Annotated in this window: 14 protein-coding genes and 1 pseudogene; 7 read left to right on the top strand and 8 right to left on the bottom strand. The window is 67.2% G+C overall.

Annotated elements, in window-relative coordinates; all coding sequences use genetic code 11:
* Positions 1-32: 32 nt before the first annotated feature.
* Positions 33-815 (bottom strand): aldolase, encoded by a 783-nt coding sequence (locus HWX62_RS19595; RefSeq protein ID WP_175931118.1) that lies wholly within the window; start codon positions 813-815, stop codon positions 33-35.
* A 134-nt stretch (positions 816-949) separates the two neighbouring features.
* Between HWX62_RS19595 and HWX62_RS19590 the strand changes: the two genes are divergently transcribed.
* A complete protein-coding gene (locus HWX62_RS19590; protein ID WP_175931117.1) occupies positions 950-1,492 on the top strand; it encodes an XRE family transcriptional regulator in 543 nt (180 codons plus the stop codon).
* Between the two features lie 41 nt (positions 1,493-1,533).
* Positions 1,534-2,271, top strand: coding sequence for a histidine utilization repressor (gene hutC / locus HWX62_RS19585; protein ID WP_175931116.1), 738 nt, complete (start codon positions 1,534-1,536; stop codon positions 2,269-2,271).
* Between the two features lie 76 nt (positions 2,272-2,347).
* On the opposite strand, the gene HWX62_RS19580 is transcribed toward hutC, so the two are convergent.
* Positions 2,348-3,196 carry a phytanoyl-CoA dioxygenase family protein gene (locus tag HWX62_RS19580; RefSeq protein ID WP_175931115.1) on the bottom strand — a complete coding sequence of 283 codons (849 nt, stop codon included), beginning with the start codon at positions 3,194-3,196 and terminating at the stop codon, positions 2,348-2,350.
* Between the two features lie 31 nt (positions 3,197-3,227).
* A complete protein-coding gene (locus HWX62_RS19575) occupies positions 3,228-4,031 on the bottom strand; it encodes an ABC transporter substrate-binding protein (RefSeq protein ID WP_175931114.1) in 804 nt (267 codons plus the stop codon).
* 464 nt (positions 4,032-4,495) lie between these two features.
* Between HWX62_RS19575 and HWX62_RS19570 the strand changes: the two genes are divergently transcribed.
* Entirely contained in the window at positions 4,496-4,975 is a 480-nt protein-coding gene (locus HWX62_RS19570) for a helix-turn-helix domain-containing protein (protein ID WP_175931113.1), read from the top strand.
* Positions 4,972-5,661, top strand: a complete 690-nt coding sequence (locus HWX62_RS19565; protein WP_175931112.1) for a nucleotidyl transferase AbiEii/AbiGii toxin family protein — start codon at positions 4,972-4,974, stop codon at positions 5,659-5,661. Before HWX62_RS19570 ends, HWX62_RS19565 begins: the two co-directional genes overlap by 4 nt.
* 166 nt (positions 5,662-5,827) lie before the next feature.
* On the opposite strand, the pseudogene HWX62_RS33325 reads toward HWX62_RS19565, so the two are convergent.
* Positions 5,828-5,890: pseudogene (locus HWX62_RS33325) on the bottom strand (hypothetical protein); the annotation flags it as partial.
* A 187-nt stretch (positions 5,891-6,077) separates the two neighbouring features.
* Here HWX62_RS33325 and HWX62_RS19560 point away from each other — a divergent pair.
* Positions 6,078-6,941 (top strand): LysR family transcriptional regulator, encoded by an 864-nt coding sequence (locus HWX62_RS19560; RefSeq protein ID WP_175931111.1) that lies wholly within the window; start codon positions 6,078-6,080, stop codon positions 6,939-6,941.
* Positions 6,942-6,992: 51 nt separating this feature from the next.
* Here HWX62_RS19560 and HWX62_RS19555 read toward each other — a convergent pair whose 3' ends face one another.
* From HWX62_RS19555 to HWX62_RS19545, 3 genes are all read right to left on the bottom strand, one after another.
* Positions 6,993-7,466, bottom strand: coding sequence for a nuclear transport factor 2 family protein (locus tag HWX62_RS19555; RefSeq protein ID WP_175931110.1), 474 nt, complete (start codon positions 7,464-7,466; stop codon positions 6,993-6,995).
* A gap of 56 nt (positions 7,467-7,522) precedes the next feature.
* Positions 7,523-8,701, bottom strand: coding sequence for an amidohydrolase family protein (locus HWX62_RS19550; RefSeq protein ID WP_175931109.1), 1,179 nt, complete (start codon positions 8,699-8,701; stop codon positions 7,523-7,525).
* Between the two features lie 65 nt (positions 8,702-8,766).
* Entirely contained in the window at positions 8,767-9,966 is a 1,200-nt protein-coding gene (locus HWX62_RS19545) for an amidohydrolase family protein (protein WP_175931108.1), read from the bottom strand.
* A gap of 328 nt (positions 9,967-10,294) precedes the next feature.
* On the opposite strand from HWX62_RS19545, the gene HWX62_RS19540 reads away from it, so the two are divergent.
* Positions 10,295-10,900, top strand: coding sequence for a glycine zipper 2TM domain-containing protein (locus HWX62_RS19540; protein ID WP_175931107.1), 606 nt, complete (start codon positions 10,295-10,297; stop codon positions 10,898-10,900).
* A 275-nt stretch (positions 10,901-11,175) separates the two neighbouring features.
* On the top strand, positions 11,176-11,685 hold the full coding sequence (locus HWX62_RS19535; protein WP_175931106.1) for a GNAT family N-acetyltransferase: 510 nt from the start codon (positions 11,176-11,178) through the stop codon (positions 11,683-11,685).
* Positions 11,686-11,751: 66 nt separating this feature from the next.
* Here the strand turns inward: HWX62_RS19535 and HWX62_RS19530 are convergent, their stop codons facing one another.
* The gene (locus HWX62_RS19530) at positions 11,752-13,749 is read right to left on the bottom strand and encodes a glycoside hydrolase family 28 protein (RefSeq protein ID WP_175931105.1); all 1,998 of its coding nucleotides are present in this window, start codon (positions 13,747-13,749) and stop codon (positions 11,752-11,754) included.
* Positions 13,750-13,978: the final 229 nt, after the last annotated feature.

Below are 13,978 nucleotides of genomic sequence, written 5' to 3'. Positions count from 1 at the left end.
ATTGTCTGACGATGGGGAAATGACACGCCGATTCACGCGACGCAATCCCGATGCGCACGCAACGCGCGGCGCGCGTAGTAGTCGAACGTCACCGCATCGCGCTTCGGCTTCGAGATCCAGTCGTGCGCTTCGCGCGCCAGTGCCGGCGGCACCGGCTTGATCTCGCCGGCCGACATCGCGAGCAGTTGCAGCTTCGCGGCGCGCTCGATCAGCAGCGCGAGGATGCACGCCTCCTCGATCGTCTTGCCGACCACGAGCTGGCCGTGATGCGACAGCAGGATCGCGCGCTTGTTGCCGAGCGCCTTCGAGATGATCTCGCCCTCCTCGTTGCCGACCGGCACGCCCGGCCAGTCCTTCAGAAACGCGCAATCGTCGTACAGCGGGCAGGTGTCCATGTGCGACACGACGAGCGGCTGCTCGAGCATCGACAGCGCCGCGACATGCGCCGGATGCGTATGGATGATGCAGTTCACGTCCGGGCGCTCGCGATAGATCCACGTATGGAACCGGTTGGCCGGGTTCGGAATGCCTTCGCCGTCGACGACGTCGAGATCCTCGTCGACGCGCAGCAGGTTCGCGGCCGAGATCTCGTCGAAGCCGAGCCCGAGCCGCTGCGTGTAGTACGTGCCCGGCTCGTCCGCGCGGCAGGTAATCTGCCCGGCCAGGCCCGAGTCGTGGCCGGCGTCGAACAGGATCCGGCACGTCAACGCGAGCTTTTGGCGCGCGGACCAGCCGCTGTCGCCCACTTCGTTTTCAAGACGCCGCTCCGCCAGCGCGACCAGCGCTTCCTTCGTCAAATTCAGCGTTTCCGCCATGTTCGCCTCCTGAATGAACCGGGTCCGCCGCGCCGTTCGCGACCGTTTCCCCGTGCACACGTGACACACAATACACTGAATGACACTTTGTGTCATGCGTTACAATCGGTTTTTCGAAGGACACCTGGCGCCCCATGACGATTCGCCTGAAGCTGCTCAGAAAACAGAAGGGCTGGACGCTCGACGTGCTGGCCGACGAGACCGGCCTCACCAAGAGCTACCTGTCGAAGGTCGAGCGCGGCCTGAGCGTGCCGTCGATCGCGGTCGCGCTGAAGCTGTCGAAGGCGCTGAACGTCGACGTCGAGCAACTGTTCTCGGAAAGCCGCAACCGCGAGCTGATCACGGTCACGCGCGCCGGCGAGCGCACCGCGATGGGCGCGGCGGCCGACAGCCACGCGCACCGCTTCGAGAGCATCGCGGCCGGCGTCGCGCCGAAGAAGATGCTGCCGTTCGTCGTGCATCCACCGTACGAATTCGTCGCGTCGACGTTCCGCGAGCACGAAGGCGAGGAATTCCTGTTCGTGCACAAGGGGCGCGTCGAAATCGAATTTCCGAACGAGACGGTGCAACTCAGGGCCGGCGATTCAGTCTATTTCAACGCACTCATCCCGCACCGCACGCGCAGCCTCGGCACCGCGCAGGCGGAGATCGTGGTCATCGTCAGTCACGACGACTAGCCTCGTCACTTCTCGTCACTTTTTCGCGCAAGGATCTTCCGATGGTCACGAAGGCCACCGCACCGTTCCAGCAGATCAAGACGCTCGTTCGCCAGAACGTCGAGTCGGGCGAGTGGCGCCCCGGCGACCGCATTCCGTCCGAGCTCGATCTCGCCGCGCAGTTCGGCGTCGCGCGCATGACGGTCAACCGCGCGCTGCGCGAGCTGACCGAGGAAGGCGTGCTGAAGCGCATCGCGGGCGTCGGCACCTTCGTCGCCGAGGTGAAACCGCAGTCGAACCTGTTGATGATCGCGCACATCCGCGACGAAATCCGCGCGCGCGGGCACGAATATCGCTGCCGCGTGCTGAGCCGCTCGAGCGAACCCGCGTCGTTCGACGTCGCGGCCGCGTTCGGCCTGCCGGTCAACACACCGGTCTTTCACGTGGTGTGCGTGCACGAGGAAAACGGCCGCCCGATCCAGCTCGAGGATCGCTACGTGAACCCGGCCGCCGCACCCGGCTTCATCGATCAGGATTTCCAGACGGAGCCGCCGTCCGAGTACCTGTACAACAACGTGTCGCACGACGAACTGGAGATCGAGCACGTCGTCGATGCGTCGCTGCCCACCGGCGAGCAGGCGCGGCTGCTCGACATGCGCACCGACGAGCCGTGCCTCACGCTCACGCGCCGCACGTGGACGAACGGGCTGCCCGTCACGTTCGTGCATTTCCTGCATCCGGGCAATCGCTACCGGCTCGGTTCACGCTTCAAACCCGGCGGCGGGCGGCACCCGACCTGATCCGTCGGCGCACGCATGCGCCAAACGCACGGCGGCCGTTTCGTGATGAAACGGCCGCCGTGTTCGTTACGTCGGATCAGATCGCGTCAACCTGCCCCGCGTCGCGCGACCACACGACCGGAAACAACGGATGATCGAGCGGCGCGCCGTCGGCCAGTTGCGCCGCGAGCCCGGGGAAATCCGGCGACGTCTTCCAGCGCCGCGGCGCGTGACGGATATCGTCGCCGACGAAGCGGATCGAGAACGCGCGCCGGCGGTTCCGCGTGCCGCCCGACGCGTGCAGCGTCAGCATCCGGAAGCACACCATGTCGCCCGGTTCGAGCGCCCAGTGGCGGATCGGGAACGCCGCGCGATCGGCTTCGATATCGGGCAGGTCGGCGAGGCTGCCTTCCGGAAACCACTTCGCTTCCTTGTCCATGAACGTGCGCGGCATCAGCCACGGCCCACGGTGCGAGCCCGCGACGAATTCCAGCGTCGATTCGAGCGGCACCGGATCGACCGGAATCCACATGCTGACGTTGTCGTCGCCTTCGATGTCGTAGTACGGCTGATCCTGGTGCCACGGCGTGCGCTGCCGCGTGCCGGGCTCCTTCACGAGCAGGTGGTCGTGATGCAGCCGCACCGTCTGCGTGCCCATCAGCGCGGCGGCGACCGACGGCGCCGGCGAGCGCACGATGAAGTCGCGATACGCGTCGTTGTGCCGCCAGTTGCAGAAATCCTCGAAGAACCAGCCCGGATCGTCGGGGCGGCTCGCGACTTTCGCGCGTTCGCTCGGCTGCGCGAGGTTCGCGTCGATGCCGGCCCGCAGCGCGGCCACTTCGTCAGGCGAAAAGATGCCCTTGATGCAGACCGCGCCGTCCTCGCGGAACGCGGCGATCAGTTCGGGCGTCACGGCTTGCGCGACGCGATCCCGGATACTCGTCATGGTATGCCTGTCGATCGAATGAGTGACGGGGTCACGGCGCCGAAGTCAGCTGCTGCTTCGCGCCGTAGATATCGAAGTCGAAGTATTTCGCGGCGATCTTCTGGTACGTGCCGTTCGCGCGAATCGCGACGATCGCGTCGTTCAGCCGCTTCTTCATGTCGGCGTCGCCCTTGCGTATGCCCATCGCGACGCCGTAGCCGGTGATCCGCGCGTCGGTCACGTCCGGCCCGGCGAACGCGTAGCCCTTGCCGCGCGGCGTCTTCAGGAACGAGTAGCCGGCCTGCGTCTTGTCCTGGAAGGTTGCGTCGAGGCGGCCGTTGACGAGATCCTGGTACACCTGGTCCTGGTTCTGGTACGAGACGATCGTCACGCCCTTGGTCGCCCATTCGGCCTTCGCGTACGCCTCCTGCGTCGTGCCCTGGTCGATCCCGACTCGCTTGCCGGCGAGCGACGCGGCGGTCGGCAGCAGCTTCGAGCCGACCGGCGCGACGAGTGCGCCAGGCGACGCATACAGCTTGTTCGAGAAGTCGATCTGCTTGAGCCGTTCGTCGGTGGCCGTCATCGCGGACATGATCACGTCGAACTTGCGCGCGCGCAGCGCCGGGATCATCCCGTCGAAGCCCTGTTCGACCCACACGCACTTCGCATGCAACTGCTCGCAGATCGCATTGCGCAGGTCGATGTCGAAACCGGCCAGCGAGCCGTCGGGCTGCTTCGCCTCGAACGGCGGATACGTGGGGTCGATACCCCAGCGGATCGTCGACGTGTCCTGCGCGAACGACACGAGCGGCGCGAACGCCAGCGCGGTGACGAGGAGCTTTGCGGTGCGGTGCATGGCATGTCCTTGAAAGTCTCGACGCGGCGGGCGACGCCGGCGTCCGGGGGAGGCGCCGCGACGGGAGGCCGGCGCGGGGCGCGAAAGACGGGGACTTCGATGAAACTGCGATGCAGTCTAGACCGCTCAATTTCCGAGCGCAAGCGGGGGAAACGCCGGAGGGCGCCGGATTGATGGAAGATCGAAACCGAGGAGGCGGGGTGATGCTCCATTGCAGGCTTTTCCGGGAATTTTCGGGTGTTTACCCTGCGCGATCCACACCTGACCCGGAATGCGTTTTCCGGATGTCAGCGAGAGGAAGGGATCTACACCGGCCACCGCGGCGACGTGTTTCCGACAATTCCAGAGAACCTGCCGGCAACGCGACCTATACTGCGACGGAATTTTTCAACACCGGTCTCGCGTCTCAAGATGTAAGATATAGCTTACATTCAAGAGCACCCCACCTTCGTCGGGAGGTCGCCATGCAACTCTATGAAATCGGACAGGCCGTCGCGAAACGGCGGGCCGAACTCGACCTCACGCAGGCGCAACTTGCCAAGCTCGCCGGGTTGTCTCGCCTTACCGTCAACCAGCTCGAAGCCGGCAAGGTGAAGGATCTCGGTATCAACAAGCTCATCCCGTTGCTCAGTGTGCTCGGCATTGAACTTCTGGCACTTCCGCGACAGGCTCAAAACGGTCTTTACAAAGCCGTCGTGAGCGCGAACGTCAGCTACAAGGGTGAACTGACCGAACGACTGCTGGCCGATGCGTTGACCACCGGACGAATTCCGGAGGGATACGAATCACAGTTCTCCGTCATCCTGGACGAGGTGCCACTGCCTGTCGTGGTGAAGGCGGCCGAGGAAGCCGCCGAACGCTCGGGCACCCCGCTTCGGACCATCTGGAAAAATCTTGCCGCTTGGTCGAAGGAGCTTCATCTGTATCGGGAGGTATGGGCATGACCGCATCATCCACGTTGCCCGGCGGCCCGTGGCAGGGTCTTTTTCACCATGCACTGACACTGATCGACGAGATACGGAAGCATGGCACGTCGCATCCGTTCTGGACATTTGGCGGCGGCACCGTCCTCATGCTGCGCCACGGCCATCGCGTCAGCAAAGACGTCGACATCTTCGTACCCGATCCGCAGTATCTCGGGTACGTGAATCCCCGCATCAGCGATGCCGCGTCCGATATCACGTCGAATTATGAGGAACACGCCGGGTTCGTGAAGCTGATGCTGCCCGACGGCGAAATCGACTTCGTGGTCTCCCGGAATCTGACGTCTCCCGGCTACGACGAATGGACGCTGATGGATCGTGTCGTCAAGGTCGAGACTTCCGCGGAAATCGTGGCCAAGAAAATGTGGCACCGCGGCGATCGTCCGACTGCGCGGGACCTGTTCGATCTGTGCCTGGTCATCGAGCGAGAGCCGGAAAGCCTGATGGAAGCCGGTGCGTTCCTCGTTCGGCATCGCGACACGTTTCTGCGTCTGCTCAACGAGCATCGCGCCTTCGTACGACCGCGGTTCGACGACCTCCGGACACTCGGCTACACGCCGTCGTTCGACTATTGTGTTGAACTCGCCGACGCATTCCTGCGAAAACTCCCCGGCGGCACGCCCGAACCAAAATCGCGCCGCCGCTAAACCCACTGCGCCCGCCGCCAACAGCACCCGCTCGATCGCCCCGTACTCGCGCCGCCGCGTGCCGCGGTGGCGTCAGCCGTTCAACTGGCACGTCCCGTTCGCTGCCGTCGCCGAACGCGATCGCCTCCGGCAGGGCGGTCCAGCTGAGTCGGTTCACTTGGTCGACGTTCACGCCCGCATCGATCAGCGTGCGCACCGTATCGACATGACCGCATTCGGCCGCCGGCATCAACGGGTGCCGCGACACCGGTTCGCGCTGCTCAGGTCGACGCTTGCGAGCGCTTCATCCGCCTCAAAAACCACGCAAAACGCCGCCCCCAGTCCGGCGAAACCGCGATTGCCCACGGCGCCCGGCCATGTTAAAAGTCGTCGCACGCATTCGAAAATGAAATGCCCGATTCCCGAGAAGTGCATAAATGAATAGACCCCTGTTCGACATCGACCTGCTGCGTGCGCTAGTGATGGTCGCCGACTGCGGCAGCTTCACGACGGCTTCCGCACGCCTGCATTCGACGCAGTCGACGGTCAGCCAGAAAGTGCGCCGGCTCGAGGAAATCGCCGGCCATCGCCTGCTCGACCGCGGCGCGCGCGACGTGCGGCCGACCGATGCGGGCGTGACGGTGCTCAGCTACGCGCGGCGCATGCTCGCGCTGAACGACGAGATGCTGGAGGCGCTGTCGGGCGCGACGGTCGCGCTGACGATTCGGCTCGGCGTGCCCGACGATTTCGCGGCGGGCCGCACGACGCACGTGCTCGCGGCATTCAAGCGCGAGCATCCGCAGGTGAAGCTCGAAGTGACGTGCGGGCTGAGCCGCGACATCAGCGCCGCGTACGATCGCGGCGAACTCGACCTCGTGCTGATCAAGCAGCGGCGCGACAGCCGCGAGGCGGTCGTGCGCTGGCCGGAGAAACTGCGCTGGATCGACAGCGCGACGCATCCGTCGATCGATCTCGATCCGCTGCCGATCGTCGTGTTCCCGCCGCGCGGGCTCTATCGCGACGACATGATCAAGGCGATCGAGGAGCGCGGCCGCCGCTGGCGGATCAGCTTCACGACGTCGAGCCTGAGCGGCATCCAGGCGGCCGTCGCGGACGGGCTCGGCATCAGCGTGCTGCCCGCGCGCGTGGTGACGGACGAACATGTGGTGCTGACCGCGAAGCAGGGCTTCGCGCCGATCGAGAACATGGACATCGCGATCCTGCACCGGCCGACGGCCGACCCGATGGTCGGCGAGCTGACGAAAACGCTCGCGGCAATGCTGGAACGCGAAGGGCGGTAAGCGAAGGGGACTTCGAACGAGCGCGGCACACGGGGGGCTGCGCCCATCCAGTCAGAACATCGTATTGCCGTTCGCCGCCTGCTCGGGCACCGGCTGGTTGACGTCCCAGTGTTCGACGATCTTGCCGTGCTCGAGCCGGAAAATGTCCATGATCGCACTGCCGCGCGTGCCCGGTTCGCGCACCGCGTGCACATGCAGGATCACGTAGTCGCCGTCGACGAACGAGCGCTTGATCTCGCTGTGCGACTGCGGATATTTGTCGCGCAGGAACGCGACGAACTGGCGGAACCCTTCGCGGCCGTCGGCCGCGTTCGGGTTGTGCTGCACGTAGCGATCGCCGACATATGCGAGCGCCGCGTCCGCATCCTTCTCGTTCAACCCCTTCTCGTAGAACGCGAGCACCGTGCGCCGGTTGGCTTCCTGTTGCGCATCGGCCGGCCCGCCCGCCACCGCATGCGCGGCGGTCGCGGCGAACAGGGCCGCCGCCATCCATCGTGCGGCCCGTGCCGCGGTCGTGCGTCGCATCGTCGTCTCCCCGGACATCCGGCTCAAAACCCGATCATACCGGCGCGACGCGGCGCTCAGACCAGCGCGCCGTCGCGCGCGACGATCTTCCCGGACGACACGACGAGACGCCGCACCGGCCGCGCGACGACGGCCTCGGCGAACGTCTGCGCATCGACGAGCACGACGTCCGCACGATTGCCGGGCTGCAGCCCGTAATCCGCGAAGCCGCAACCGCGCGCCGCGCCGTGCGTCACGCAGTCGAGCGCGACCTCGAGCGCATCGTCGCGGCGGAAATCGTTGCGCATGCCGATCAGCATCGCGCGTTCGAGCATGTCGGGCGAACCGTACGGCGTCCACGTGTCGCGCACGCCGTCGTTGCCGCCGATCACGGTCACGCCGGCCGCGCGGCACGCGGCCACCGGCGGCACCGGCACCGCTGCCGGCGCGGTCGTGACGATCGCCACGCCGAGCCCGGCCATCCGCGCGAGCAGCGCATCGCGCTCGGCGATGTCGCCGAGACAGAACCCATGGCTGATCGTGACCTTCCCCTGCATCCCGTGCGCGGCCGTGCGCTGCAGGATCAGGTCGAGCGAGTACGCGCCCATCGATCCGCGCTCGTGCAGATGGATATCGAGCCCGCGGCCGTGACGCTCGGCGATCGCGAACAGCCCGTCCACCGCCTCGACCGGGTCGCCTTCGATCGCGCACGGATCGAGCCCGCCGAGCAGGTCGGCACCGGCGTCGAGCGCATCGGACAACAGCGCATCCGTGCCCGGCCGCTTGAGCACGCCCGACTGCGGAAACGCGACGATCTGGATCTCGACCTGCCCGCGCAGCGTCTCGCGCGTCGCGAGCACGCCGTGCAGATGGCGCAGCCCGGCTTCGGTATCGACGTCGACGTGCGTGCGGATGCGCGTCGTGCCGGCCGCGAGGAACGCGCGCGCCAGCGCGAGCGACGCGGCGCCCGCATCGTGGCCGCTCGTCGCGCGATAGCGGCGTTCGTTCTCGATGCGATCGACGAGGCGCGGCCCGACCGCGTTGCGATACCACGGCATCCCCCAGTGGGTCTTGTCGAGGTGCGTGTGGCCTTCGACGAGGCCGGGCAGCGCCAACGCAAGCGCGCCGTCCTCGACCGCGCAGCCGGCCGGCGCGTCGAGCGACGGGCCGACGCGCGCGATGCGATCGCCTTCGATCAGGATATCGAGCGCAGCGTCGGCGCTCGTGCGGACATTGCGGATCAGGAGGTTCGTCATGTCGGCTCCGATGGGGTCGATCAGTGCAACGCGGGCACGGCGCGCCGTGCCGTCGGTCGGGTGGATCAGCGCGTGAAGCGCAGCGGCGGCGCGAACGGCGCATCCGTATCGCTTTCGCCGCGGCGGAATACCCAGCGTTCGGCCGGCACGCCCGCGACGGCCGCCGCCGCATTCGGCGCGCGCACCGCGACGAAGCTCGCATCGCAGCCGACCGCGATTCCGTAGTGCGCGTTGCCGAGCGCGCGTGCGCCGGCGTGCGTCGCCATGTCGAGTGCGATGCCGAGCGCTTCGTCGGTGTAGAAGCCCGACCGGTAGCCGACCATCATCGCGCGCTGCAGCATGTCGCCGTTGCCGTACGGCCACCACGCGTCGCGAATGTTGTCGTTGCCCGCGAACACGTGCACGCCCGCGTCGCGCAGCCGTTGCACCGGCGGGAACGCGCAGTCGCCCGGCGCATTCGTCAGGATCGACACGCCGGCTTCGGCCAGCGCCACGGCAGTGCGCTGCACGTCGTCGTCGCTCACCTGGCCGAGCGCGTACGCATGACTCACGTTCACGCGCCCGCCGAGCCCGGCCGCGCGCGTGCGCGCCGCGATCCGCAGCAGTTGCGCGATGCCCGTTTCGCCCGGCTCGTGCAGGTGAATGTCGATTTTCGCGCCGCGCTTCTCGGCGATGCCGAACACGATGTCGAGCTGGCCGTCCGCGTCGCCGTCGAGCGTCGTCGGATCGATGCCGCCGACCACGTCCGCACCTTCGCGCACGGCGGCGTCGAGGATTTCGGCGGTGCCCGGGCACGTGATCACGCCGGCCTGCGGGAACGCGACCAGTTCGATGTCGACGATGCCGCGCCATTGTTCGCGCGCGGCCATCACGGCCTGCAGGTTCGACAGGCCCGTCGTCGCATCGACGTCGACGTGGCTGCGCATCGCGATCGTGCCGAACGCGGCGGCCTGCGCGATCAGCGCGTTCGCGCGCGCGACGATCGGCGGCGCGGCCGCGAGCTGGCGCTTCTCGACCGCGAGCCGCTCGCGCAGCGAGCCGGCCGGTTCGTGCGGCACCCAGCGATCGCCGACGAAGCTCTTGTCCAGATGGATGTGGCCGTCGACGAAACCGGGCAGCACGACGCGACCGTCGAGGTCGATCGTCCGCGCGCCGGGCGCGGCGGTGCAATGGGCGCCGATCGCGGCGAAGCGGCCGTCGCGGACGACGAGATTGACGGGCTGGCCGCCGGCGTCGCGGGCGTTGATGAAGAGTCGTTCGGTCATGGCTTGGAATGTGGGGCGGTCGCGGCGCGATACCGGCGCGGACAGGGGAAGGAACCGCGACCGGCACGGCGCGACCGTTGGCAGGGAACCCGGCCACGATATCGGACGCCGCCGCGCGAAGCCAATTAAATGTCGCGATGCCGCGCATTCGATTTCGCGATGTGCGGCGCGCGGGCCCGCCCGAGCGGCGATTTACGCGGCAACAGACTTTACACGTTGTTACCCGGCCGCACCGGACGCGCATCCGGCCATTCCTTATACTCACGCCGAGTTCGCCACCCCGTGACGGGATTCCATCGGCGAACACGTAGCCGATGCAGGAAACATCATGATGCGCATGCCTTCCACGAAGACCGTTCTGTTCGCCTCGCTCGTCGCCGTGGCGGCGCTGCCGCTCACCGCCTGCGTCGCGCCGGGCTACTACGGCGCGCAGCCGGGCTATCCGCAGCAGCAATACGCGACGCCCGGCTATGCGCAGCCCGCGTATTCGCAGCCGGGCTACGTGCAGCAGCAACCGTACGATCAATACGGCTCGCAGCCGTATGACCCGTACGGCAACCCGCAACAGCAGCAATACGCGAACCCGTACGGCGCGCAATACGGCACCGTCACGAACATCCAGCCGGTCAACAGCTCGGTCGCCCCGTCGGGCGTGGCCGGCACCGTCGTCGGCGCGCTGGTCGGCGGCCTGGTGGGCAACCAGTTCGGCCGCGGTCACGGCCGCGATGCGGCGACCGTGATCGGCGCGCTCGGCGGTGCGGTGGCGGGCAACCAGATCGGCCAGCAAATGGGCGCCGCGCAAGGCCCGAGCAGCTACCGGATCGACGTGCAGGTCAGCGACGGCTCGATGCGCTCGTTCGACGTGCAGTCGCCGGGCAACCTGCGTCCGGGCGACCGCGTGCAGATCAACGGCAATCAGCTGTCTCGCTATTGATGCCGCCGGCGTGCGCGTGCGTCGATCCCGCGCGCACGTCGCCCGTTTCGCGTCGTGCGCCGGACCGGCGCGACGGCACGCGCTTTAACGCGCACCCTTCCCTTATGCCGGCGCAACGCGCCACGATCGCCGCCCGCCGCTCACGATCGCACCGGTAGCGCGCGACGCACCGACCCTCGCGACAAGCCGTCCGGTTTCCCATTAGGATAGACGCGATGCATCCCGCGCCCGAAGCGGCGCGCCGGCATGCACGCCCCTCAACCGGAATGCTCCCGATGACGATCACGATCCGCCTGCTCGACGCCGCCGACGCGGCGCAGTTTCAGACCGTCCGCCTGCGTGCGGTCGACACCGCGCCCACGTCCTTCCTGCCGACGCTCGACGAAGAGTCGCAGGTGCCGGTCGACGAATTCGCGAAGCGCCTCACGCCGACGCAGGCACAGGCCGTGTTCGGCGCGTTCGACGGCGCCACGCTCGTCGGCATCACCGGCGTGCGTCGCGATGCGCGCACGAAGATCGCGCACAAGGCGACGATCTGGGGCGTCTTCGTCGACACCGCGTATCGCGGGCAACGCATCGCGCAGGCACTGCTCGACAGCGCGACCGCGCATGCGGCCCAGGCGTGGGGATGCAGGCAACTGATGCTGTGCGTGAACGAGGTCAACGATGCCGCGGAGCGGCTGTATGCGTCGCAGGGGTTCGTCCGGTTCGGCACGGAGCCGCGCTCGCTGTTCGTCGATGGCCGCTTCTACGACGAGCACTACATGATCAAGACGCTCGCGTAACGCATCCGGGTTCGCGTGCGGGCCTCGACCGGGCCGCACGCGAACGTCGTGGCCCGTGATCTCGTCTCACCGCCTGTCGGTGATCGTCGTGTTGACGACCTGCCCGGCGATCGTCACGTTCGTCAGCGTCATCGCGCTCACGTTGAACGCATAGACCGGCCCCGGCGACGTGACCGTCGGCGTGCCCGACGCGACCGGCGTGCCGAAGTCGCAGTTGCGGATCGTCACGCCGGAGATCGGCTGCACGGCCGGCGCGGGCGGCGTACCGTTGTAGTCGAACGCGACCGGCCCCTGCGCGACGATCGCCTGGAAGCACGACGCGGTCACGCCGTTCAGCGTCACGTTGCTCGCCTTCACGTCGGAGATCGTCACGTTCTGCACGACCGGCGCGCGCGTGCGCACCGCATCGTTCGCAGGCTGGTAGTCGCAGTCGAACGTGACGATGCCGCCCTGCGCCGCCGACGGGTTCCCTGCCGACGGCGTGACGACGCCGAGCGGCACGCTCGCATTGACCGGACTGCCGGCGAGCAGCGCGCTGCCGTAGCCGCCGCCCTTCAGCGTCACGCCGTTCGGCAGCGTGACGCCCTTCACGTGGAAATCCTTCACGTAGCCGCCGCGGTTCATGTTGGTCTTCACGCGAATCGCGATGTTCAGCGGATTGGTCTGCCAGTTCGCGTTCAGCATCGACAGATTCGTCGCATAGATCTGCTCGACGCCGCCGCCCATCTCGCTGCCGAGCGTGATGCCGCCGTGCCCGCTGTTCATCGTGCAGTTGCGGATCAGGTGCCGCTTCGCGGGCCCGTATTCGGTGTCGCGATCCTTGCCCGACTTGATCGCGATGCAGTCGTCGCCGGTGTTGAACGTGCAGTCCTCGCACAGCACGTCGGTGCACGCGTCCGGATCGAAACCGTCGTTGTTCGGGCCGATGCTGTTGGTCGTCACGCCACGGATCACGACGTTGCGGCTCGCGGTCGGATGGTGCTGCCAGAACGGCGTGTTCTGCGTCTGGTAGTTCGCCATCAGCACGTTGGTGCAGCCAATGAATTCGACCATGCACGGCCGCAGGTAATGGCCGAGACCGAAGATGCGCTTCTCCACCGGCACGCCGGCCTCGGACAGCGCGGGCAGGTAGTTCTGGTCCTGCTGCCACGGCGTGACGGGCGACGTGAGCAGCGCGTAGAGCGCGTCCGGTATCGACGGCGCGACGAGCCGCAGGTCGACGTTGTTCGGGTTCGCGGTGTTCTGGGCCGGCACCGTCGCGCCTGCGCCGTACGCGCCCGACGAACCCTTGTAGGTCCACCAGCAGACGCTATTCGCGCCGCTGCCGGCAAACGGCGTCATCGCCTGCCCGTTGAGCACCGATGTCGGGCCTTCGCCGGTCAGCGCGATGTTCGTCGCGTTGCGTGCGTAGACGGGCGCGCCGTAGTTCAGGCAATCGTTCGCCTGCCAGCGGCTGTAGTACAGCCGGCCGTTCGCGCCGCAATCGACCGGGCCGTCCTTCGCGTAGTCGGCCGGATTCGGGCTGAAGTAGATCGTGCAGTTCGCGCTCAGGTGAAACGTGACGTTGCTCTGCAGCACGATCGGCCCCGCGCAATACCAGGCGCCGGACGGCACGACGACGCGGCCGCCGCCTTCGCGCCGGCATGCGTCGATCGCCGCGAGAAAGGCCGGGCGCGAATCGAATGCGCCGGGTGCGGTCGTCAGTTCGGAACCGGGGCTGACCGGCGATTTCGCCGCGGGGTACGGCGACGTCTGCGCGACCGTCGCGCACGGGCGCGCGCCGTAGTGCGTCACATCGAAGTCGCGGCCGTGCCGCGCGAGCCGCGACACGTGCGCGAGAGACGCGGCGATGCGTGCCGCCGCGCCGTGCTCGCCCCACACGAGATCGACCGCCGATGCCTGGGGCGTCGCCCCTGCCGCCAGCGCCCGGGTGGCCGCCAACGGTCCGCCGAGCATCGCGCCGCCGGCAAGTGCGCCGGACCAGCCGATGAAGGCGCGGCGGGATACCCGCTTCGATGCGGGCGATCGGACGGACGAAGACGAACGGCGGCGGTGGGCAGCCATGGGCACTCCTGCAGGGTAAGGGGTATCGATACGCCGGGCGGCGCATCTCTATTTATACGTCGTCGTACTACATAGCCGAGTCTAGACGCGATTGAGACAGCGCGTGTATCTGTCGTTTACCCTGTTTTTACTGCTTTTACATGTGTATGTGTGCGCACACTCACTTCTTAAAACGCTCGTCAAGAGATAGGTTGTCGTATGTTTATGCGCAAAAACTCGAGCTCAATCT

The sequence above is a fragment of the Burkholderia sp. BCC0506 genome (assembly GCF_902833145.1).
Taxonomy (GTDB): domain Bacteria; phylum Pseudomonadota; class Gammaproteobacteria; order Burkholderiales; family Burkholderiaceae; genus Burkholderia.
Note: the sequence above shows the minus strand (reverse complement) of the source record. Positions and strands in the feature narration are given on the sequence as shown.